The organism is Kitasatospora sp. NPDC028961 (genome assembly GCF_055564815.1).
On the sequence record NZ_JBVHVO010000012.1, the window covers coordinates 1 to 22,961 of the forward strand.

Here is a 22,961-nt window from a genome sequence, read left to right on the forward strand (position 1 = left end):
GGAACGGACACTTCCTTCGGACCGCCTTCCAGCGGGCCCTCCGGGCGCTTCGTTCTTTCGTGTTTCCAGCTTACCAGATGTTTTCCGCTCCGCTTCCGGCGCTTCGTTCATCCAACTCGCTGGTGTCTTCTCGGGCTTGACGCCCTGTCCGACGTTTCAAACTCTAGCCGATCCCCGCCCCGAAAGGCGAATCCGGCCGCAATCCATATAAACAGGCACACCGAATAAGGCATGAGCCGTGCCTGCCGTCGAAATGACAAAGCACAACCCAGCCCGAACCGGGAAGTGATGTTTCAAGGGATTGGCCGCTCCGGGACCGTCCGCGTAGACACGTGTCCGGTGCTCCCAGCCGAGCGACTAGAGAACACTACGCCCGTCCGGAGCCTGAGGCAACCCGGTGCCGGGCACCGTCCGCGTGCAGAGCGAGCGGCCGGCCTTCACATACTCGCCGTTCGGGTGGTCGTTGCCGGTGACCCACTGCCGGGCCGTGGCCTCGTCGCGGCCACCGGCCCGGTGGCGCTCGACCAGGCGCTCCTCGCGGAGGCTGTCGTCGGCGTCGACGTACCAAAGCTCGCGCATGAGTCGGCGGGCGTCCGGCCAGGGGTGTTCGGCGGCGGCGAGGTAGTTGCCCTCGGTGACGACGAGGCGGGCCTGCGGCGGCACGACATGGCGCGCGGCGACGGGTTCGTCGAGGCGGCGGTCGAAGTCGGGGACGTAGATGGGCTGGAACCGGTCTGCTGCGACCCGGCGCAGCAGTGCGACGTAGCCGTGCGCGTCGAAGGTGGCCGGCGCGCCCTTGCGGTGGGCCAGGCCGAGCCGGTCCAGCTGGGCGGCGGAGAGGTGGAAGCCGTCGAGCGGGAGGTAGGCGGCGCTGCCGGGTCCCTCCCGGCGCTCGACCTCGGCGACCAGGTACCGGGCCAGGGTGGACTTGCCGGCGCCGGGCGGGCCGGCAAGTCCGAGGATGGCGCGGGCATTGCTTCCCGGCCCCCGGAGGAGGCCGAGCGCGAGGGTGATGAGGGTGTCCTCGTTCATGGCCGCACCCTACTGATCCCGGCGCGGCCGGCCTCAGCGGGCGGCGAGTGCGGGCGTCTCCAGGGTGAGGGTCCCGGCGTCGGCGTCGAGCAGGGCGGGCAGGCCCAGCGGGACGGTGAGGGTGGAGGGGCAGTGGCCGAAGCCCAGCTCCCACAGGACGGGGACGCCGAGCGGCCCGAGCCGGTCGAGCATGAGCTCCCGGACCCGCTCGGGGCGGCCGCAGCCCTCCCAGGAACCGAGGGCGATCCCCGCGACCCCCTCGAAGGCCCCGGAGCGCAGCAGCTGGGTGAAGAGGCGGTCGAGCTGGTACGGATGCTCGTTGACGTCCTCCAGGATCAGGATGCTGCCCGCGTAGGACGGCCGGCCCGCGGGCGTGCCGCGCTCGGCGGTGAGGACGTGTACGCAGCCCCCGGCGGTGATGCCGCGGGCCCGGCCGGGGACGAGGGCCGAGGCGGTGGCCGAGGTGAGGACCGTCGTGGCCGAGGGGTCGAAGAGGGTGCGCCGCAGGTGTTCGGCCGTCGGTCCGTCGGCGATGAAGGAGGCGCCGGAGCTCATCGGCCCGTACAGCGTGGCCACGCCGAGGCGCTGGGCGAAGGCCTCGTGCAGGGAGGAGACGTCGCTGAAGCCCACCAGCACCTTGGGCGGGGCGGCGCGCATCGCGTCCCAGTCGAGCAGGTCGACCATGCGGTGGACGCCGTAGCCGCCGCGGGCGCAGATGACGGCGTCGACGGTGGGGTCGAGCCAGGCGGACTGGAGGTCCGCCGCCCGGTCCGCGTCGGTGCCGGCCAGGTGGCCGAGGGTGGGGTGGGTGTCGAGGGCGTGCGGGGCGACCGTGACCCGCAGCCCCCAGGAGCGCAGGATCGCGCACCCGGCGGTGAGCCGCTCGGGGTCGATCGGGCTGCTGGGGGCGACCACGACGACGTGGTCCCCCGGACGGAGCTGCGGCGGGCGGGTCAGCCCGCGGCCGGGCGTGGTCGGGTACTGGTCCATGGCCGGGATCCTTCCAGGGTGCGGATGGCACTGTGGGGAGGGGTGACGCGCGCTCAGACCGGCCGGAGCCGCCCGGAGGTGGTATGCCCCGTTCGGTTCAGACCGATCCCATCACCGCCCTGACCTCGGCGAGGGTGGCGTCGGCGACGGCGTTGGCCCGTTCGGCACCGTCCCGCAGGACCTGTCGGACGTACCCGCGGTCGGCGGCGAGTTCCTCTCGGCGGGCGCGCATCGGGCCGAAGCGTTCGTTGACGGCCTCGGTCACCGTGCGCTTCAGCGCGGCGGCGCCGCCGTCACCGATCTCCTCGGCGACCAGTTCCGGTGCGCGGTCCTGGCAGAGCGCCGCGAGCAGGACCAGGCTGGAGACCTCGGGCCGGGCGGCCGGGTCGTAGGTGATCCGGCGGTCGGTGTCGGTCCTGGCGCCGCGGATCAGCCGGGCGGTGGCGTCGGCGGTGGCGGAGAGCGCGACGGCGTTGCCGCGGCTCTTGCTCATCTTTCCGCCGTCGGTGCCGAGCAGCATGGGGGCGGCGGACAGCAGGGCGTCCGGGCGGGGGAACACACCGGTGCCGTCCGGGTGCGGGTAGCGCGCGTTGAAGCGGCGGGCGACGGTGCGGGCCACTTCGAGGTGGGGCAACTGGTCCTGGCCGACCGGCACGACGTTCGCCTTGCAGAAGAGGATGTCGGCGGCCTGGTGGACGGGGTAGGTGAACATCAGCCCGTTCACCACGGACTGGCCGGAGTGGGCGATCTCGTCCTTGACGGTGGGGTTGCGGCCCAGTTCCGCCACGCTGACCAGGCTGAGGAAGGGGAGCAGGAGCTGGTTGAGGGCGGGGACGGCGCTGTGGGCGAAGATCGTGGCGCGGTCCGGGTCGAGCCCGGCGGCCAGGTAGTCGAGGACGAGGTTCTCGGTGTGCTCGGCGAGGCGGTCGGCGACGTCCCGGTCGGTGATGACCTGGTAATCGGCCACCACGACGAACATTTCGGTGCCGAGGCGCTGGAGGCGGACCCGGTTCTGCAGGGTGCCGAAGTAGTGGCCGAGGTGGAGCGGGCCGGTGGGGCGGTCGCCGGTCAGGACACGGTGGGCGCCAGGGTCCCGGCGGATCAGCTCGTCCAGATCGGCGCCGGGCCGGTCGACGGTCGGATGGTCGACGGCGGGATGGGTGGAGGTGGTGGCGGGGACGGTGGTGGTCATCGGATCTCTCCTCGGAACGGCGGTGGTGGTGGCCGTCCGGGGTTCCGGGCCCGTCCCGTCGGAGAACGCGACAGGGCCGTCCATCCGGACGGCCCTGGTCAGGCGTGGCTGGTGGCCGTCCTAGGACGGCCACCAGTCGAGACCTGCGAAGCGCTTCATGCGTTCGAGGATAGCGTCAGTCCTCCACGACCAGCGCGGGTGTTCCCGCGTGCAGCGTCTCGCCGCGGAAGAACTCGGGCCGGAACGCGGCGTAGCAGGTCATCAGCACCGCCCCGAGCAGCAGGATGCCGACGCCGATGACGAACACCGAGCCGATGCCGAGAACGGCGCCGCTGCCGTACGCCGGGTCCCAGGCGTCGGTGAGGGTCTGCAGGAAGACGCCCGCGAGCAGCACCCCGCCGAGCAGGGGTGCGAGGCCGCGCAGCACGAGGTTCCGCGGGCTGGTGCGCAGCGAGGCGCGGAAGTGCCAGACGCAGGCGAAGGCGGTCAGGGCGTAGTAGAAGCAGATCATCAGCCCGAGCGCCAGGATGGTGTCCTGGACGACGTTCTCGCTGATCAGGCTCATCCCGACGTAGAACACCGCGGTGGCGGCGCCGGCGGCGACCGTCGCGTAGCCGGGGGTGCGGAAGCGCGGGTGCACGGTGCCGAAGCGCGGCGGCACGGCCCGGTAGGAGCTCATCGCGAGCAGGGTGCGGGCCACCGGGATGAAGGTGGTCTGCAGGCTGGCGGCGGCGCTGGCGACGACGGCCAGGAAGAGCAGGATGCTCCACGGCGAGCCGAGCACCGGCCGGGCCAGCGCGGAGAAGACGTTGTCGGCGGTGTCCGGGTTGCCGAGGCCGGTACCGGTGGCGCCGACGCCGGCGAACATCTGGGCGGCGATCGCGACCAGCAGGTACGAGCCCACCAGGGTGACCATGGAGATCATCGCGGCCCGGCCCGGGGTCTTGGCGCTGCCGAGGGTCTCCTCGTTCATGGTGAGGCAGGTGTCCCAGCCCCAGTACATGAAGATCGAGAGCGACAGCCCGGCGGTGAACGCGCTGAACGAGCTCACCTGGAGCGGGTCGAGCCAGGAGGCGGAGAAGCCGATCGAGTGCGGCAGGTCGCCGGCGGCGGCCTTGCCGATGGCGATGACCGAGAAGAGCACCAGGACGGCCAGCTGGAGGCCGACCAGGCTGTACTGGAACCACTTGGTGGCCGTCATCCCCCGGTAGCTCATCGCGGTGGCGGCGGCGATCAGCACGACCACGGTGAGCAGGTGAACGGCCTTGTTGTCGTTCAGTTCGGCGATTCCGCCGCTGCCGGTCATCTCACCGAGCATCAGGTAGAGGAAGTCGGTCGCCACCCCGGCCAGGTTGGAGAGCACGATGATGGTCGCGACCGTCAGGCCCCAGCCCGCCATCCAGCCGACCCGGGGGCCGAAGGCCCGGACCGTCCAGCTGAAGGACGTGCCGCAGTCCGGGAAGTCCTTGTTCAGCTCCTTGTAGGCGAACGCGACGAGCAGCATCGGCAGGAAGCCGGCCAGGAACACCGCGGGCATCTGCACGCCGACGGCCGTGACCGTCGGGCCCAGCGTCGCGGTCAGGCAGTAGACCGGGGCGACCGTGGAGAGGCCCAGGACCACGCTGCTCAACAGGCCTACCGAGTTCCCCCGTAGGCCCTTGTCCCCCGCTGCCCCCGCCGCCCCCCGGTCGGGGACTCCACCACTGGCGCCACTGTCCGGGGCGCCCTGCGGAGCGGCGGGCGCCGTTGCCCGTCCGCTGCTTCCGTGCTCTGAGAGCTGCTGATCAAACACCTGCGCACCCTAGGTGGAGGCGTCGAAGGTTGTGTAGGCCAACCCTTGGTGATCTGAGCCACTCGATTCGATTCCTTCGTCGTAAAGGGAGGCGGGGCGGTGGATTCATGGCAGCTCGACTCATGTACCTTGGTTTCCAAGGACTGAGGGCGATTTGATTTATCCCTTGTGTCATGGGTTGAGATGATTTCTCCCCCGCACCCCGAACCCTCGATCGATCCGGACCGAACCGTCGGATAGGTTTGCCTCACCTAACATCGATCGATCGAGAAGGAGCGTCGCGTGGCCCCCCACCCCGCCGACCGGACCCTCGTCAGCCGCACCCCGTCCCGCCGGCGGTTCCTCGCCGCCGGGCTCACCGGTGGTGCCGTCCTCGGCCTCGGCGGGCTGCTCACCGCCTGTGGCAGCTCCGGCGGAGCCGCGAGCGGGTCGACGCAGGCCTCGTCCGGCTCCTCGCCGAACCAGAAGTCGGTCAAGCAGGGCGGCGACGACTACGCCGCCGTGATCGAGAAGATGAAGGACTTCGGCACCGACGCCGCCCCCGGCGTCTACCCGCGCACCGTCAAGCACGCCATGGGCGAGACCGTCATCCCGGCCAAGCCGGTCCGGGTCGTGGTGCTGGACACCGGCGAGCTCGACAACGTCGTCGCCCTGGGCATCCAACCGGTCGGCGTCGTCTACACCGACGGTTCCAAGAGCATGCCGGCCTACCTCAAGGACGCGGTCGGCAGCCCGGCCGCCGTCGGCACCATCAACAGCCTCAACCTGGAGGCCATCGCCGCGCTCAAGCCCGACCTGATCCTCGGCAGCCAGCTGCGCGCGCAGGACCAGTACGCGCAGCTCTCCAAGATCGCGCCGACCGTCTTCTCGCTGCGCCCGGGCTACCCCTGGAAGCAGAACTTCAAGCTCAACGCCGCGCCGTTCGGGCTGGAGGCGCAGGCCCAGGCCCAGCTCGACGCGTACCAGGCCGCGGCCACCGCGATCGGCGCCGGGCTGGGCGACAAGCGGCCCACCATCACGCCGCTGCGCTTCATGCCCGGCAAGACCCGGCTCTACGCGGAGCTCTCCTTCATCGGCACCATCCTCACCGACGTGCCGCTGCCGCAGCCCAAGATCGAGCAGGTCAAGGAACTCGCGGTCGAGATCAGCCCCGAGCAGATCGACAAGGCCGACGCCGACTGGATCTTCTACGGCGTGTACGGCACCCCCAGCTCCACCAACCAGGACGCGGTACTCGGCGGCGCGCTCTGGAAGACCCTCGGGGCGACCAAGTCCGGCCAGGCGCGGCCGGTTTCGGACGAGACCTGGTTCCTCGGGCTCGGCGTCCTGGCGGCCAATGCCGTGCTGGCCGACCTCAAGGGGTTCGTCGCACCGAGCACCTGAGCCCGGGCGGCACGGCGGGCGACCGGGCGGGAGCGGAGCTGACCAGGGCGGTGTCCTCGCACACACCCGCCGGTAAGGCGCTTGGAGCTGGTCCCGGGGTGCGGGAGGATCATCGGGACCGTACCCCGAAGGGCACCTGCCGATGACCACGCTCCATCAGAACGCCGCCGACCTGCCCCCGTCCGGCCCACCCACCGCCGGCGCGTCCTCCGTCGGCGCGCTCGCGGTCGGCGTGCCCGGGGGCGGCGCGTCCGGGGGCGGCGCGTCCGACGGAATCGTGTCCTGCGCGTCCCACGGGTCCCACCGGACGCCTGTCACCGAGGGCATACCGGGAACCGGGGCGAGCACCGCAACCGTGGACTCGCGCTGCACGCTGGCGGCCCCGGCCGGCGACCACGGTGCCGGCGGGGCCTCCTCCGACGGGTCCGTACCGCGGCCCCGGGGCGGTGGGGCCGACGGGGAGGACGTCCGGGACTCCGGCACCGGCGCTGCTGAAGGCCCTGGTGAAGGCGCCGGTAGACGCGGTGTCGGCGGCGATGGCGGCGATGGCCCGGGTGGCGCCGGGCGTGCCGTCGACGCGAACGGACAGACGGCCGCCCGGCTTCGCGCGGGGCTGGCCGACCGGCTGCGCACCGCCCACGGCCAGGGCCGCTCGCTCGCCGAGCTGGCCGCCGCCTGTCGTCGGCCGGTCGCCGAGGTCCGCGCGCTGCTCGCCGAAGCCCTCGGAGGCACCGAAGCGGGAACGACGGACGAGCCCCGGACCGCGTCCACCACCGGCCCGGAGGCGTTCGTACGGCTCCGGGCGCCGGAGCCGACGGAGGAACGCAGCGTCCCCGTGCTCCGGGCCGCTCAGGCGGAGCTGCGGACCGTCCTGTCCAAGCGGCCCTCCCCCTCCCGGCGGCTACGCCGGATGCACCCGGAGGCCCCCGAACCGGACCGGCCGCTGGAGGCTTCCGGCGCCGGGGCCGCCGCTCCTGCGCTCCTCCTGCCGCCGACGACCCCCGACCCGCTCGTCGGGGCGGCGGGGCCGGTGGCCGGCGCCGGTGCGGAGGCGGACGGTAACGACGGGAACGCCACCGGCGGGGGCGCTCCCGACGGGAGCGCCGAGACGCCGCTGGGCATCCTGATCGGCGGCACCCCCCAGCTCCCCGAGGCCGTCGGCCGCCCCGAAGAACGGCAGCCGGTCCGGGTGGCGGCCGAGCCCGTGCGCATCGGCCGCGGCACCAGTCTGGTGATCCTGCCGGGCTGGCGACCCGCCATCGCCGTCTCGGTGTCGACCGACCAACTGCTGTCCGCCACCGGCGTCGCCCTCGACCAGCTGGCTTCCGCGCAGCTCTCGGTGCTGATCAACCCCGGCGCGCTGCACGACCGGGAGCTCGACCTGCACGGCTGGCAGGTCGGCCCGGCCGGGCGGGCGGGCCGACGCGGGGGGCAGCAGCAGCCCTCGTAGCCGCGGGGGACGGGCCGTCGGGAGCCGCCGGGCCGACCGCCAGGGGCGCCGCCTCGTCCATGATTCCGAGGCGTCGGGCGCGTCAGACCCTCGGCACGTTCGGGACGTAGCCGAACTCGACGGGCACCGGCTCGCGGCGGTCGGCCAGCCAGCCCTCCCGGACATCGGCCAGCAGCTCCGCGAGCCGAGGGGGCCAGACCGCGTCGGCGTCTTCGTCGGTGAGGTCGTCGGCCGTCCACCAGCGCCAGTCGAGGATCCGGTCGGCGGCGTGCATCGCGCTGAGGTCGCCCACCGGCTCCCGGCGCGGCCCGCTGGTCAGGTAGATGTGCTCGTGCTGGCGGACGGGTATGCCGTGCCAGGTGAAGTCGTGTTCCCAGGTGCAGAGCAACGGACCGGGTTCGAGATCGGTCCAGCCGGTCTCCTCCCAGAGCTCACGACGGGCGCCGGTCCACGGCGTCTCGTCCTTCTCGATGCCGCCGCCGGGCATGGTCCAGTGGACGCCGACCTCGCTGTTGTCCGAGCGGAGGAGGAAGACCGACCCGTTCTCGTCGAGTACCACCGTCCGGGCGGCCTGCCTCGGGGTTCGCTTCGCGCGTCGCCACAGATTTCGCATCGGGTCACCTTCCCAGTTCGGGCCCAGCTGCGTCGAACGGATTGCGGGGCGGGTCGATTCGCGGGCGGGTCGATTCGCGGACGGGTCGATTCGCGGGCGGCGTCGGACGGGCTGTGGGCGGTGCGGCGTCGAGCGGACGGTGGGCCGCGGGAACGGCATCGCCCCGGCGGAGAAGGGGTGTTGGCACCCCCGGAAACGGCCGGTGGACGTAGCCTGACGCCCATGCCCGCACCCGCGCTCCTCTTCCCGGCTGACCCGCTCAACCCGCACCGGCCCGATCCGCACTTCGCCTGGGAGGCCCGTGTCCTGCGGGGCCTGGGTGGTGAGCTGTACCTCGTCGACCACGACGCACTGCTCGCGGGGAACGCGAAGGAGGCGGTCCGTCAGGTACCGCGGGACTGCGGCCCGCTCTGGTACCGGGGTTGGATGGTTCCGTCGGCCGACTACGCGGCCTTTGCCCAGGCGCTCGCCGGGCGCGGCGCCCATCTGCTGACCAGCGCGGCCGGGTACGCCTCGGCGCACGAACTGCCCGGTTGGTACGGCGTGTTCGAGGGGGCGACACCGCCGAGCGTCTGGATTCCGGTGCGGACGGCGGCCCGGCCGGAGCCGGCGGAACTCGCCGCCGCCGTCGAGCGGCTCGGCGGGCGCGGTCCGGCGATCGTCAAGGACTACGTGAAGTCCCGGAAGCACGAGTGGCACGAGGCCTGCTACGTCCCCGACATGGCCGACCTGGCCGCCGTCGGGCGGGTGGTGACGCGCTTCGTCGAGTTGCAGGGCGAGTACCTCACCGGCGGCGTGGTGCTGCGCCGGTACGAGGAGTTCCGACGGGCCGGGGGCGCCGGGAGCGGGCGGAGCGGGAGCCGCGGAAACGAGAGCGGCGGGAACGGGGACGGCGGGAACGGGGACGGACCGGACGCACCGGGGGAAGGCGCGAGCGGCGGCGCCTCCGGGGCCCGCCGGGGTGGGGACGAGCGGGCGGTGGAGGCCCGGGTCTGGTGGCTGGACGGCGAACCCGTGCTGGTCGGGCCCCATCCGGACACGCCCGGCCAGTCGGCCGAACCGGACCTCACCGACGTCCGGCCGCTGGTCCGTGCCCTCGGCTGCCGCTTCGTCACCACCGACCTCGCCAGCCGGGCCGACGGCTCCGGCTGGCGGGTGGTGGAGGTGGGTGACGGTCAGGTCAGCGACCTGCCGCGCGGGATCGACGCGTCCGCGCTGCTCACCTCGCTGATCGCGGCCTGACGCCGGTTCGGCGCGAGGGCCGGGCGGCGGACTGCGGGACCGGGAGGATCAGCGGCCGAGGACCTGGCCCGCGACGTCGTCGGGCACCGGGTGCTTGTCGGCGATGAACGCCTGCCAGAGCCGCGTGTACACGCCTCCCCGCGCGAGCAGTTCGGTGTGCGTGCCGTCCTCGACCACCCTGCCGTGGTCCAGGACGACGACCCGGTCGGCGCGTTCCGCGGTGGTGAGGCGGTGGGCGATGACCAGCGTGGTGCGGCCGCCGCTGAGCCGGTCCGCCGCGTGGTTGACCGCCGCCTCGGTGGCCAGGTCGAGCGCGGCGGTGGCCTCGTCCAGGAGCAGGATGTCCGGGTCGACCAGTTCGGCCCGGGCCAGCGCGATCAGCTGGCGCTGCCCCGCCGAGAGGTTCCGCCCACGGCCGGTGACCTCGTGGTCGTACCCGTCGGACAGGTGGCGGATCATGTCGTGCGCACCGACCGCCCGGGCCGCCGCCTCCACCTCGGCCGCCGTGGCCGAGGGCCGGCCGTACGCGATCGCCTGGCGCACCGTGCCCGCGAACAGGTAGGCCTCCTGCGGCACGACGCCGAGCCGGTGGCGGTACTGCGCGAGGTCGTACCTGGTCAGGTCGACGCCGTCCACCCGGACGGTGCCGGAGGTCGCGTCGTAGAACCGGGCGACCAGCTTGACCAGGGTCGACTTGCCGGCGCCCGTCTCACCGACCAGCGCCACCGTCTGGCCGGCGGGTATCCGGAGATCCACTCCGGTGAGCACCTCCCGGGCCCCGTCGGCGCCGCCGTTGTAGGCGAAGCCGACGCCCACGAACTCGATCTCGCCGCGCAGCGCCGCCGTCACCGGCACCGGATCGGCGACCTCGGCGGTGGTGGTCGGGGTCCGCAGCAGCTCACGCGTGCGGCCCAGACCGACGGCGGCCTGCTGGTAGCCGTCGAACACCTGCGAGAGCTGGTTGACCGGTGCGAAGAAGAGGTCGATGTAGAGCAGGTACGCCACCAGGGCGCCGACCGTCAGCGTCCCGGCGTCGACCCGCGAGGCCCCCACGATCAGCACCAGTGCGGCGGCGACGCTGGAGAGGAACTGCACGAACGGGAAGTACAGCGAGATGTAGAGCTGCGCCCGCACCCGGGCCTCGCGGTAGGCCATCCCCCGGGCGACGAAGCGGTCGGTGTTGGCGTCCAGCCGACGGAAGGCCTGGACGATCCGCATGCCCGCGACGTTCTCCTGGAGGTCGGCGTTGACCGTGCTGATCAGGTCGCGGGAGATCTCGTACTGCGTCTTGGACTTCTTGCGGAACACCAGCGTCGCCACCACCAGCAGCGGCAGCACGGCGAAGACCACCAGGGCCAGGCCCGCGTCGATGATCAGCAGGGCGGCGAAGATGCCGAGGAAGGTCAGCAGGCTGACCACCGCCGTGACCACCCCGGTCTGCAGGAAGGAGGTCAGCGAGTCCAGGTCGGTGGTCATCCGGGTCATGATCCGGCCGGACAGCTCGCGCTCGTAGTAGTCCAGGCCGAGCCGGTTGAGGTGCGCGAAGATCTTGAGCCGGAGGGTGTAGAGCACCCGCTCTCCGGTGCGGCCGCTGACCCGGCTCTCGGCGCTCTGCACCACCCAGTCCAGCAGCACGATCACCAGCGCCACCAGCGAGGCGACGGCGACGCCCGACATCAGGCCCTTGCTCACGCCGTCGTCGATGCCGTGCCGGATCAGGATCGGCAGCACCAGCCCGGCGCCAGCGTCCAGGGTGACCAGGAGCAGGGCGAGGGCGAGCGGCCGGCGGAACGGGCGCAGCAGGCGGCGGAGGCTGAAGTCCGGGTCGCCGGCCTCGGCCTCGGCCCGGGCGACCGCCGGGGTGTCGGTGGCCAGCGGGAGGGCGGCGACCTTGTCGAGGAGGGCGGGGTCCGCGGTGCGGGCCGCCTTGGCCAGCGCGGGCGTCGCCAGGGCGGGCGTCGGCGGGGCGGGCGTCGGCGGGGCGACGGCGGGCGGCTGTGCGGAGGTGCCCGTGGTCCGGGGCTCGGACTCGGCCTCGGTGTCGGTGTCGGCGGTGACGGCACCGGCGGTGGTGGCGGTGGCGGTCGGGGGCTTGGTCCGGCCGGCCTCGGGGTCGGAGATCAGGACGCGGTACTGGGGACATCGGGCGTCGAGTTCCTCGTGCGTACCGATGTCCAGCAGGCGGCCGTGGTCCAGGACCGCGATCCGGTCGGCCAGCTGGAGGGTCGACCGGCGGTGCGCGATCAGCAGCGTGGTGCGGCCGGCCATCACCGACCGCAGGGCGTCGTGGATCTCCGCCTCGATCTGCGGGTCGACCGCCGAGGTGGCGTCGTCGAGCAGCAGGATCCGCGGGTCGGTGAGGATCGCCCGGGCCAGGGCTATGCGCTGGCGCTGGCCGCCGGAGAGGGTCAGGCCCTGCTCACCGACCTTGGTCGCGTACCCGTCGGGCAGCTCCCGGACGAACTCGTCCGCCTGCGCGGCGCGGGCGGCCGCCACGACCTGCTCGTCAGTAGCGTCCGGCCGCCCGTACGCGATGTTGGTGCGGACCGTCTCGGAGAACAGGAAGCTCTCCTCGGGAACGATGCCGACGGCCGACCGCACCGAGTCGAGGGTGAGGTCGCGCAGGTCATGGCCGTAGAGCCGGACCGCGCCGCCCGCCGGGTCGTAGAACCGGGGAACCAGCTGCGCCACCGTCGACTTGCCCGAGCCGGACGCGCCGACCAGGGCCAGCGTCTCGCCGGGGGCGAGCTTCAGGGTGAGCCCGTGCAGGACGGGGGCGGGGTGCTCGGGGTCGTAGCGGAACTCGACCTGGTCGAACTCCAGCGCCACCTCGGCGGTCCGGGGGCCGACGGGCCGCCCGAAGCGGTCGTCGGCGGCGGCCGGCGGCGGTCCGGCGCCGTCCTGGGCCGGGTGGGAGCCGTCGGCGCGGGTGAAGTCGAGGGTGACGGCGTCCGGGCGCTCCTGCACCAGCGGCCGCTCGTCGATCAGCTGCAGCACCCGCTCCACACCGGCCCGGGCCTGCTGGCCGACGGTGATGACCATGGTCAGCATCCGGACCGGACCGGTCATCTGCGCGACGTAGGTGGAGAAGGCGACGAAGGTGCCGAGGGTGACCTGGCCCTCGACCGCCAGCCAGCCGCCGAAGGCCAGCACCGCGACCTGGGCGAGCGCCGGGATCGCCTGCATCGCCGGGTTGTAGCGGCTGTTGAGCCGGATCGACCGGAGCCGGGCCGCGAATAGGTTGTGCGAGGCCGCCGCCAGCTTGTCCAGCTCCTGGGACTCCTGGCCGAAGCCCTTGACCACCCGGACTCCGCCGACCGACTCGTCGACCACACCCGCGACGGCGGCCGCCTCCTGCTGGGCCGCCCAGGTGGCGGGGAACAGCCGCTTGCGGCTCAGGACCGAGACCCACCACAGCGCCGGGCCCATGACCAGCGCGATCAGGGTGAGCGGCGGCGACAGCCAGAGCATCACGGCCAGCGACATGACGAACATCAACAGGTAGCCGGTCATCATCGGCAGCATCGAGAGCAGGCCGTTGATCAGCTGGAGGTCGGAGGTGGCCCGGCCGACCACCTGGCCGGTGTCGAGGCGGTCCTGCCGGTGGCCGTCGAGCCGGCCGAGCGAACGGAAGAGGTCGCTGCGCAGGTCGTGCTGGACGTCGAGGGCGAGCTGGCCCCCGTAGTAGCGACGGACCTGGGTGCAGGCGAACACCAGGGCGGCCGCCGCCAGCAGCGCCACGGCCCACGGCGCCAGCGAGCGGGTGTGCGCGGTGATGACGTCGTCGATGATCAACTTGGTGACCAGCGGCACCAGCGCCGTGACGGCCATCCCGACGATCGAGGCGCCGAAGGCGAGCAGCACGCTGCGCCGCGAGCGCCAGCAGTAGCCGATCAGCCGGCGCAGCCAGCCCGTGCCGGTCCCGTCGGCCGAACCCTCGCCCGGGCTCCCGCCGCCGTCGGCCGGGACCCCGGCGCCGTCCGGCCGGGCTCCGTCCGCGGCCTGCCCGCCGTGCTTGCCGCCGGGCAGGCCGGTACCGCCCCGCCGCCCCTTCGTGCCGCGCGGGCCGGTCCGGGTGCCGCTCGGGGAAAGCTCCACCGTAGATCCATGAGTCTCAGGCATATTTAGGGATGCTAACCATTTCGTCCGGTGGCCGCCATGGACTTTCTGGCCAGGGCAGGCCGGGTGAACCGGCCCGGCTGAGGAACCAACAGCCTGCGGCCTGCGGTGATTCCCGGCCGGGGCGCGCGCCTCGGCCGTCACCCTCCAGGGTGAACGAGATCGCGCCGAACGCCCACCGGCCACCGACGCAGCCCGGCGCCGTCCTTTGGGCCTAGGCCGGACGGCCGACCCCGGTCGTCCGGCGGGTGGTCAGCCGGACCCGGCCCGGCCCCGTCGAGCGCTTGCCGTCGACCGCTTGCCGTCGGACCGTTCGGTGCGACGGCGCACGACCGGGCGGCCCTCCCGGCCGCCCCCGACCGGCCCGGCCGCCCGCGCCGCTCGATTCAGCTGCGCGCGGCCGTGCCGGCGGCTGCCGAGAAGGCGCCGTGCGCCAGGCTGTGCAGCAGGGCGGCCATGCTGTCGCGCTGGAGGGCGACGCGGTCCTCCTGCGCGCCGCGGTCCTCCTGGGCGGGACTCGGGCCGAGGCTGTGCGGAGTCGAGTTGATCAGCCCGAAGACGGCGTGCACCGCGGCCCGCGCCACCGGCTCGGCATCGGGCACGGCCAGCGACGGATGGGCCCGGCGGACCACGTCCACCCACAGTTCGACGTAGCCGCGCTGGAGCCGGCGGACCGTCCGGCGGTCCTCGTCCTTGAGGTTCAGCAGCTCGCGGTCGTGCAGGGTGATCAGGTCGCGGTCGTCCAGCGCGAAGTCGACATGCCCCCTGATCAGGGCGTCCAGCGCTTCGGCGCCGCCGTCGCCGCCACCCGCCCGGCGGCGGCCCTCCTCCAGGAGGCGCTCACTGATGCCGATCAGGAGATCGGCGAGCATCGCGTCCTTGCCGGCGAAGTGCCGGTAGAGCCCCGGCCCGCTGATGCCGACGGCTTTGCCGATCTCGTCGACACCCACGCCCAGGAAGCCCCGGGCGGCGAACAGCCGCGCGGCCTCCCTGCGGATCTGGTCACGGCGTGGGAGCGCGGAGGCGCCTGGGACGTTCGGCATGCTGCCCATCGTAGACAGTCGGGTTATCGCCCGTTAACCTGGGCGGCACGAGTTAACGCTCATTAACGTGGGGGTCGCAGGCACACCCGGGCTCTGCTGCCCACCTGGTGCCGAGAGCAAGGGAGCTCTTGGAATGGTCATCTCCACCGCCGGTGCACCCACCGGCGTCCACGGCGGCGCAGCGGCCGGAACCACGGCGGGCGGCGCGACGAACGGCGCGGCCGCCGGAGCCGTTCCACCGGGCGCCGCCGCGCCCGCCCCCCGGCTCGGCACCGCCGCCGACCCGGGCTCGGAGGCCTACCGGGCCAACACCGAGGCCCATCGTGCGCTGGTCGGCGAGTTGCGCGAGAAGCTCGCCGCAGCCGCTCTCGGCGGCGGGGCCAAGGCCCGGGCGCGCCACACCGCCCGCGGCAAACTGCTCCCCCGCGACCGGGTGGACACGCTGCTCGACCCGGCCTCGCCGTTCCTCGAACTGGCGCCGCTGGCGGCCGACGGGATGTACGACGGAGCCGCTCCGGCGGCCGGCGTGATCGCGGGCATCGGCCGGGTCGCCGGGCGCGAGGTGGTCGTCGTCGCCAACGACGCCACCGTCAAGGGCGGCACCTACTACCCGATGACGGTGAAGAAGCACCTGCGCGCCCAGGAGGTCGCGCTGGAGAACCGGCTCCCCTGCGTCTACCTGGTGGACTCCGGCGGCGCCTTCCTGCCGATGCAGGACGAGGTCTTCCCGGACCGTGACCACTTCGGCCGGATCTTCTACAACCAGGCCCGCCTCTCCGCCGCCGGGATCCCGCAGATCGCCGCCGTGCTCGGCTCCTGCACGGCGGGCGGCGCGTACGTACCGGCGATGAGCGACCAGGCCGTCATCGTCCGCAACCAGGGCACGATCTTCCTCGGCGGACCGCCGCTGGTGAAGGCCGCCACCGGCGAGGTGGTGACCGCCGAGGAGCTCGGCGGCGGCGACCTCCACTCCCGCACCTCCGGCGTGACGGACCACCTGGCCGAGGACGACGCCCACGCCCTCTCCATCGTGCGCACCATCGTCGCCGGGCTGGGCCCGCGCGCGGCCAGGCCGTGGCCGCTGGCCCCGGCCGAGCCGCCCGCCGTCGACCCGGCGGGTCTGTACGGAGCCGTCCCGGTCGACCCCCGGACGCCGTACGACGTCCGCGAGGTGATCGCGCGGCTGGTCGACGGCAGCCGGTTCGCCGAGTTCAAGGCCGAGTACGGCGCGACCCTGGTGACGGGGTTCGCCCGGATCCACGGCCACCCCGTCGGCATCGTCGCCAACAACGGTGTGCTCTTCGCGGAGTCCGCCCTCAAGGGCGCCCACTTCATCGAGTTGTGCGACCAGCGGGGGATCCCCCTCCTCTTCCTCCAGAACATCACCGGTTTCATGGTCGGGCGGCAGTACGAGGCGGGCGGCATCGCCAAGCACGGCGCCAAGATGGTGAACGCCGTCGCCTCCACCCGCGTCCCGAAGCTGACGGTGGTGATCGGCGGCTCGTACGGGGCCGGCAACTACTCGATGTGCGGCCGGGCCTACTCGCCCCGCTTCCTGTGGATGTGGCCGGGCGCGAAGATCTCCGTGATGGGCGGCGAGCAGGCCGCCTCGGTGCTGGCCACCGTCCGGCGCGACCAGCTCGAAGCCCACGGCGAGTCCTGGCCCACCGAGGCGGAGGAGGAGTTCAAGCGCCCCGTCCGGGAGCAGTACGACCGCCAGGGGAACGCCTACTACGCCACCGCACGGCTCTGGGACGACGGAGTGATCGACCCGATGGACACCCGCACCGTCCTCGGACTCGCCCTCACCGCCTGCGCCAACGCCCCGCTCCCGCCGCCCGGACCGTACGGCGTCTTCCGGATGTGACGGCCGCCCGGGCAGGGCCGCGCGTCACCACGGAGCCTCCTCCGGACGAGCGGCCCTCCCGGGCCCGGCACACCCGCCAGACCCGAGCCGCCGGACCGCTCGACCCGCTCGTCGGCCCGCGTGTCGCACCGGGCGTGCCGACCCGGGCCCGGCCCGACGGCGGCCCGCCCGGCCGCGCACGACGCGTCGCTGCTGCTGCCGCCGCCTCCCACCACCTCCTTCGCACGGCTCCCCTCGACCCGGAGGATCGCCTCCCATGTTCGACACAGTTCTGGTCGCCAACCGTGGCGAGATCGCCGTCCGGGTGATCCGCACCCTGCGGCGGCTCGGCGTGCGCTCCGTCGCCGTTTTCAGCGACGCGGACGCCGACGCACCGCACGTCCGCGAGGCCGATGTCGCGGTACGGCTCGGACCGGCCGACCGCAGTGACAGCTCGGCCACCGAGACGTACCTGCGGACCGACCAGATCCTCGCCGCGGCCCGCCGCACCGGTGCCCAGGCCGTTCACCCCGGCTACGGCTTCCTCGCCGAGAACTCCTCCTTCGCGCGCGCCTGCGCCGACGCGGGCCTGGTCTTCATCGGTCCTCCTCCCGCTGCGGTCGAGCTGATGGGTGACAAGATCAACGCCAAGGAGGCCGTACGGGCCGCCGGCGTACCGGTGGTCCCGGGCAGCGAGGCCACCGCGCCCACCGACGGGGAACTCGTCGCGGCCGCCGACGAGATCGGCTTCCCCGTGCTGCTCAAGCCGTCCGCCGGTGGCGGCGGCAAGGGCATGCGCCTGGTGCGGGACCGGGCCGAGCTGCCGACCGAGATCGCCGCCGCCCGGCGGGTCGCCCGCACCGCATTCGGCGACGACACCCTGCTGCTGGAGCGGTGGGTCGACCGGCCGCGCCACATCGAGGTCCAGGTGCTCGCCGACGCCCACGGCACCACCGTGCACCTCGGCGAGCGCGAGTGCAGCCTGCAGCGCCGCCACCAGAAGTTGATCGAGGAAGCACCCTCCGTTCTGCTCAATGCCGAGACCCGCGCCGCGATGGGCGCAGCCGCCGTCCGCGCCGCGGAGTCCTGCGGCTACACCGGGGCCGGCACCGTGGAGTTCATCGTCCCCGGCCTCGACCCGGACTCCCCCGTCCCCACCGAGGGGGTACGGGACTTCTTCTTCATGGAGATGAACACCCGCCTCCAGGTCGAACACCCCGTCACCGAACTCGCCGTCGCCGTCGGCGGCACCACCGACGGCTCCGCCGGAACGGGCGGCACCCAGCAGCGACGACTGGACCTGGTCGAGTGGCAGCTGCGGATCGCCTCGGGCGAGCGCCTCACCTTCACCCAGCCGGACATCTCCTTCCTGGGCCACGCCATCGAGGCCCGGATCTGTGCGGAGGACCCGGAGCGGGACTTCCTCCCCACCGGTGGACGCATCCTCGTCCTCGACGAGCCGCAGGGCGAAGGCATCAGGGTGGACTCGGGTGTCGCCCCGGGCACCGAGATCACCAGCTCCTACGACCCCATGCTCGCCAAGGTCATCGCGTACGGGCCCGACCGCCCGACCGCACTGCGCCGGCTCCGCGCCGCGCTGGCCGACACCCGGACCCTGGGCGTGACCACCAACACGGGCTTCCTGCGGCGACTGCTCGCCCACCCCGATGTCGTCGCCGGCCGCCTCGACACCGGGCTGGTGGAGCAGACGGCGCAGCAGCAGCCCGCACTGCTCGCCTCGCCCTACGCTCCGGCCAACGCGGCCTCCACCGCTCCGACCGCCGACACCGGCGCCGCCGACGCAGACCCCGACCACTCCGACGAAGCCGCCGGGGGCACCGCCCCCCGGCCCACCGAGGCTCCGACGCCCGCCCACCTCCTCTACTACGCGGCCGCGCTCGCGCGGCACCTGAGCCTCACTCCCACCGCCGACGGCGACGGCTGGACCGACCCCTTCTCCCTTCCCTCCGGCTGGCGCATCGGCGGCCAAGCGGCCTGGACCGCCCATCGACTCCGTACCCCCGGCCAGGACCCGGTGTCGGTGAGCATCCGTCCGGTCACTGTCGGCAACGTAGCCGAGGCCACTGACATTCCCCCGGGCGTCACCCGTGAGGTGGACATCCGGCTCGGCTCCGGACCGGTCCACCGGGCCCGGGCCGTCCGGTCGGGCGACCGGCTGCACCTCACCGCCGACGGGCTCCAGACGACGTTCGCCCTGGCCGCCGACGGCGCCCCCGGCACGGCCACCGGCCCGGTGACCTGGCTCGGGATCGACGGCGACGCCTGGCCGGTGCACGGCTACGACCCGGTCGGCGAGAGCACCACCGCCGGCGGCGCCCACCACGGCGCCCTCACCGCCCCGATGCCCGGCACGGTCACCGTCGTGAAGACCACGGCCGGCGAGCTGGTCCGCAAGGGCCAACCGCTGCTCGTCCTGGAGGCCATGAAGATGGAACACGTGATCGCCGCCCCGCACGACGGCACCGTGAGCGAGCTGCGGGCCACCGCGGGAGCCACGGTGGCGATGGAGGAGCTGCTGGTCGTGGTCACCCCGGCCGAGGACGGACCGGGCGGGGAGGAACCGGGGAAGGGCGGACCGGCCTCCGCCGGATCGCCCGCGGACGGCCCGGCGCTCGGTGCGGTCGCCGCCCAGGTGCGGTCATGACCGCCGCCGCGCCCGAGCCCGACGCGCTCGACCTGGGCCTGCCCGCCGAGGTCCGCGCCCCGGGCCTGCCCGAGGAGGTCCGGATCCACGAGGTCGGGCCGCGCGACGGCCTGCAGAACGAGAGCGCCCTCGTCCCCGTGGAGGTCAAGGCCGAGTTCATCGCCCGGCTCGCCGGCGCGGGCCTGCGCACGGTGGAGGCCACCAGCTTCGTCCACCCGAAGTGGGTGCCCCAGCTCGCCGACGCCGAGGAACTGGCACCCCGGCTGGCCGGGTTGCCCGCCCGCCACCCCGGGCTGCGACTGCCGGTCCTGGTGCCCAACGAGCGCGGGCTGGACCGGGCGCTCGCCCACCACGCCACCGACATCGCGGTGTTCGCCAGCGCCACCGAGACCTTCGCCCGCCGCAACCTCAACCGTTCGGCGGACGAGGCGATGGCGATGTTCCGACCGGTGGTGGAACGCGCCACCGGCGCCGGCGTCCGCGTGCGCGGCTACCTCTCGATGTGCTTCGGCGACCCGTGGGAGGGCCCGGTGCCGGCCGAGCAGGTGATCCGCTTCGGCGTGCGGCTGCTGGAGATGGGCTGCACCGAACTGAGCCTCGGCGACACCATCGGCGTCGCCACCCCGGGCCAGGTCACCGCGCTGCTGGACGGCTTCGGCCGGGCCGGAGTCCCGGTCGACAGGCTCGCGGTGCACTTCCACGACACCTACGGCCAGGCGCTCAGCAACACCCTGGCCGCCCTGCGCGGTGGCGTGACCACGGTCGACGCCTCGGCCGGCGGCCTGGGCGGCTGCCCGTACGCCAAGAGCGCCACCGGCAACCTGGCCACCGAGGACCTGGTCTGGATGCTGCACGGCCTCGGCATCCGGACCGGCGTCGACCTCCGCGCCCTCGTCTCCACCAGTGGCTGGATGGCGCGGCAACTCGGCCGGCCGAGCCCGTCGCGCACCGTCCAGGCGCTGCTCGGCGACGGCCGGGACTGACCGCCCCGCACGCTTCGAGACCCCGCGAGGACCCGCGTCGGCCGCGACCCGGTCCGGCCGGATCTCGCCGTACCACCCGACCCGCTCGACAGCCCGCATGTCCGTCACATCATCGGACCGACATGCGGTCATCCCGATCACGCCCGCGGCCACCCCGGCCGGGCCCCAGGAGGATCACCATGCTCGATCACCGGCTGAACAGCGAGTACGAGGAACTGCGGCGCACCGTCGCCGAGTTCGCCCAGGACGTGGTCGCGCCGAAGATCGGCGAGTTCTACGAGCAGGGCGAGTTCCCCTACGAGATCGTCCGTGAGATGGGGCGGATGGGCCTCTTCGGCCTGCCGTTCTCCGAGGAGTACGGGGGCATGGGCGGCGACTACTTCGCGCTCTGCCTGGTCCTGGAGGAGCTCGCCCGGGTCGACTCCTCGGTGGCGATCACCCTGGAGGCCGCGGTCTCGCTCGGCGCGATGCCGATCTACCGCTTCGGGACGGAGGAGCAGAAGCGCGAGTGGCTGCCGCGGCTGACCTCCGGCGAGCTGCTCGGGGCGTTCGGCCTGACCGAGCCCGAGGGCGGCTCCGACGCCGGCGCGACCCGCACCACGGCGCGCTACGACGAGGCCACCGACGAGTGGGTCATCAACGGCACCAAGTGCTTCATCACCAACTCCGGTACCGAGATCACCGGCCTGGTCACCGTCACCGCGCTCACCGAACCGATCGCTCGTTCGAGTGAAGAGGGCGAATTCCCCTCGCCACGGCGGGAAATCTCTTCCATCATCGTGCCCACCGGAACCCCGGGGTTCCAGGTGTCCAAGAAGTACTCGAAGGTCGGGTGGAACGCATCCGACACCCGCGAATTGTCCTTTACCGACTGCCGCGTCCCCGCGGCCAACCTGCTGGGCGAGCGCGGCCGCGGCTACGCCCAGTTCCTGCGGATCCTCGACGAGGGCCGCATCGCGATCGCAGCCCTGGCCACCGGCCTGGCCCAGGGGTGCGTCGACCAGTCAGTCCTCTACGCCGGCCAGCGCCGGGCCTTCGGCCGTCCTATCGGCGCCAACCAGGCCATCCAGTTCAAGCTCGCCGACATGGAGATGCGCGCCCACACCTCCCGCCTGGCCTGGCGGGACGCCGCATCCCGGCTGCTGCACGGCGAACCGTTCAAGAAGGAGGCCGCGATCGCCAAGCTGTACTCGTCCGAGGCCGCCGTCGACAACGCCCGTGAAGCGACCCAGATCCACGGCGGGTACGGCTTCATGAACGAATTCCCGGTCGCGCGCTTCTGGCGTGACTCCAAGATCCTGGAGATCGGGGAGGGCACCTCGGAGGTGCAGCGCATGCTCATCGCCCGTGAGCTCGGCGTCACCTCCTGAAGCACCCGCACCAGCTCCGGGGCGCCGTCGGCGCCCTCGGCTCTCCGTCTCTCGGCCTGCCGGTGCACCAGCAGGCCGAGAGACGGGGCCGAGAGACAGCGGGGCCCGGGCAGGCCGCCCTGCCCTTCACGGCAGTCGTCAGAGATCCATGAACATCCGGACCACCGGAGAGGAGGCACCCGAGGCACCGGACGAAAGCACAGCGGGCGGACGCGCCGACGACGGCGGCAGGCACCGCCACCGGGCACCCGGTACGGAGCCGCCGGATCAGCGCTCCCCCAGTAGCCGATGAACCGTCAGGGAATCACAATCACCGGACGGTTGGCGCGACGGGCCAGCCGACCGGAGACCGATCCGAAGATCTTGCCGAGCAGACCGTGCGTGCTGCCGACGACGATCGCGTCCGCAGCGTACTCGCGGCCGACCTCCTCGATCTCATGGCAGATGTCGCCGCCCCGCTCGACCAGGATCCAGGGCACCCCGGCGAGGAAGTCCGCGCAGGCGAGCTCCAGACCGAGCACCTCGGTCCGGTGATCGGGAAGGTCGACGAAGACGGGAGGTTCGCAGCCCGCCCACACCGTGGCCGGCAGGCGATTGGCCACGTGCACGATCACCAGCCCGCACTTCGAGCGACGAGCCATGCCCACCGCATAGGCCAGGGCACGCTCGCTCGACAGCGAGCCGTCGAATCCCACCACCACACCGTGCTGGAAGGCGGGGTCGCACGAGCCACCGGGCTTCTGCTGCACCGCGGGTTCGCCGGCGGCGCTCGGCAGGCCGGAACCTCCCGGGTGGTCGGCACCCGGCCCCAGGCGGCCCGTCATCGCGGACTCCGCCGGGTCGGGCCGGTGGTCGCCCCGCTGCTGGCGGGAGCCGGAGCGGCCCCGGCGCGCGATAGTGCGAAGCAGGCGGGAGAATCCCCGGATATCCACGGCGTCCGCGCCCACCTCAGGGTCCGCGCCGACTCCGGTCTGTGCACAACCACTGTCTCCCCCGGGCACTGCGCCCGCGCTGCGGACCGCATCCGGTTCAACCGGTCGGGAGGACTCAAAACCAGCCATGGCTCAAGGCTCTTCGAGGAAGATGGGCCGACAAGAGAGGACAACGCTGCCCGGGCAGCAGGCCCGCACGCGGGAAGACGTCGGTCTGCGCCGAGCACCACCGTTTGTGACCTGTTCCTTTCAGAGTACGACGGGCAGGAGACTCAGCCCAGCGGCAAAGCCTCGGAACGGCTTTGTTAC

14 protein-coding genes and 1 pseudogene are annotated in these 22,961 nt (G+C 73.1%); 7 read left to right on the forward strand and 8 right to left on the reverse strand.

Annotated elements, in window-relative coordinates; genetic code table 11:
- Positions 1–357: 357 nt before the first annotated feature.
- From ACZ4UX_RS21190 to ACZ4UX_RS21205, 4 genes are all read right to left on the reverse strand, one after another.
- Positions 358–1,032, reverse strand: coding sequence for a nucleoside/nucleotide kinase family protein (locus ACZ4UX_RS21190; RefSeq protein WP_359839929.1), 675 nt, complete (start codon positions 1,030–1,032; stop codon positions 358–360).
- Between the two features lie 33 nt (positions 1,033–1,065).
- A complete protein-coding gene (locus tag ACZ4UX_RS21195) occupies positions 1,066–2,022 on the reverse strand; it encodes a S66 peptidase family protein (RefSeq protein WP_465707795.1) in 957 nt (318 codons plus the stop codon).
- A 97-nt stretch (positions 2,023–2,119) separates the two neighbouring features.
- A complete protein-coding gene (trpS, locus tag ACZ4UX_RS21200; protein ID WP_465707796.1) occupies positions 2,120–3,214 on the reverse strand; it encodes a tryptophan--tRNA ligase in 1,095 nt (364 codons plus the stop codon).
- 175 nt (positions 3,215–3,389) lie between these two features.
- Positions 3,390–4,847 carry an APC family permease gene (locus ACZ4UX_RS21205; RefSeq protein WP_465707898.1) on the reverse strand — a complete coding sequence of 486 codons (1,458 nt, stop codon included), beginning with the start codon at positions 4,845–4,847 and terminating at the stop codon, positions 3,390–3,392.
- Positions 4,848–5,288: 441 nt separating this feature from the next.
- Between ACZ4UX_RS21205 and ACZ4UX_RS21210 the strand changes: the two genes are divergently transcribed.
- Entirely contained in the window at positions 5,289–6,389 is a 1,101-nt protein-coding gene (locus ACZ4UX_RS21210) for an ABC transporter substrate-binding protein (protein ID WP_465707797.1), read from the forward strand.
- Positions 6,390–6,531: 142 nt separating this feature from the next.
- On the forward strand, positions 6,532–7,839 hold the full coding sequence (locus tag ACZ4UX_RS21215; RefSeq protein ID WP_465707798.1) for a hypothetical protein: 1,308 nt from the start codon (positions 6,532–6,534) through the stop codon (positions 7,837–7,839).
- Between the two features lie 82 nt (positions 7,840–7,921).
- Here ACZ4UX_RS21215 and ACZ4UX_RS21220 read toward each other — a convergent pair whose 3' ends face one another.
- A complete protein-coding gene (locus tag ACZ4UX_RS21220; protein WP_465707799.1) occupies positions 7,922–8,452 on the reverse strand; it encodes an NUDIX hydrolase in 531 nt (176 codons plus the stop codon).
- Between the two features lie 222 nt (positions 8,453–8,674).
- Between ACZ4UX_RS21220 and ACZ4UX_RS21225 the strand changes: the two genes are divergently transcribed.
- The gene (locus ACZ4UX_RS21225) at positions 8,675–9,694 is read left to right on the forward strand and encodes an ATP-grasp domain-containing protein (protein WP_465707800.1); all 1,020 of its coding nucleotides are present in this window, start codon (positions 8,675–8,677) and stop codon (positions 9,692–9,694) included.
- Positions 9,695–9,742: 48 nt separating this feature from the next.
- On the opposite strand, the gene ACZ4UX_RS21230 is transcribed toward ACZ4UX_RS21225, so the two are convergent.
- Both ACZ4UX_RS21230 and ACZ4UX_RS21235 read right to left on the reverse strand, forming a co-directional pair.
- Positions 9,743–13,600 carry an ABC transporter ATP-binding protein gene (locus ACZ4UX_RS21230; protein WP_465707899.1) on the reverse strand — a complete coding sequence of 1,286 codons (3,858 nt, stop codon included), beginning with the start codon at positions 13,598–13,600 and terminating at the stop codon, positions 9,743–9,745.
- A gap of 599 nt (positions 13,601–14,199) precedes the next feature.
- Positions 14,200–14,856, reverse strand: coding sequence for a TetR/AcrR family transcriptional regulator (locus ACZ4UX_RS21235; RefSeq protein WP_352294963.1), 657 nt, complete (start codon positions 14,854–14,856; stop codon positions 14,200–14,202).
- A gap of 133 nt (positions 14,857–14,989) precedes the next feature.
- Here ACZ4UX_RS21235 and ACZ4UX_RS21240 point away from each other — a divergent pair, with 133 nt between their 5' ends.
- From ACZ4UX_RS21240 to ACZ4UX_RS21255, 4 genes are all read left to right on the forward strand, one after another.
- Positions 14,990–16,723, forward strand: coding sequence for a carboxyl transferase domain-containing protein (locus ACZ4UX_RS21240; protein ID WP_380387887.1), 1,734 nt, complete (start codon positions 14,990–14,992; stop codon positions 16,721–16,723).
- A gap of 256 nt (positions 16,724–16,979) precedes the next feature.
- Positions 16,980–19,367 carry an acetyl/propionyl/methylcrotonyl-CoA carboxylase subunit alpha gene (locus ACZ4UX_RS21245; protein ID WP_465707801.1) on the forward strand — a complete coding sequence of 796 codons (2,388 nt, stop codon included), beginning with the start codon at positions 16,980–16,982 and terminating at the stop codon, positions 19,365–19,367.
- On the forward strand, positions 19,364–20,350 hold the full coding sequence (locus tag ACZ4UX_RS21250) for a hydroxymethylglutaryl-CoA lyase (RefSeq protein ID WP_465707802.1): 987 nt from the start codon (positions 19,364–19,366) through the stop codon (positions 20,348–20,350). The genes ACZ4UX_RS21245 and ACZ4UX_RS21250 overlap by 4 nt, the downstream gene beginning before the upstream one ends.
- Positions 20,351–20,529: 179 nt before the next feature.
- Positions 20,530–21,720, forward strand: a complete 1,191-nt coding sequence (locus tag ACZ4UX_RS21255; protein WP_329487752.1) for an acyl-CoA dehydrogenase family protein — start codon at positions 20,530–20,532, stop codon at positions 21,718–21,720.
- Positions 21,721–22,016: 296 nt separating this feature from the next.
- Here the strand turns inward: ACZ4UX_RS21255 and ACZ4UX_RS21260 are convergent.
- Positions 22,017–22,451: pseudogene (locus tag ACZ4UX_RS21260) on the reverse strand (universal stress protein); the annotation flags it as partial.
- Positions 22,452–22,961: the final 510 nt, after the last annotated feature.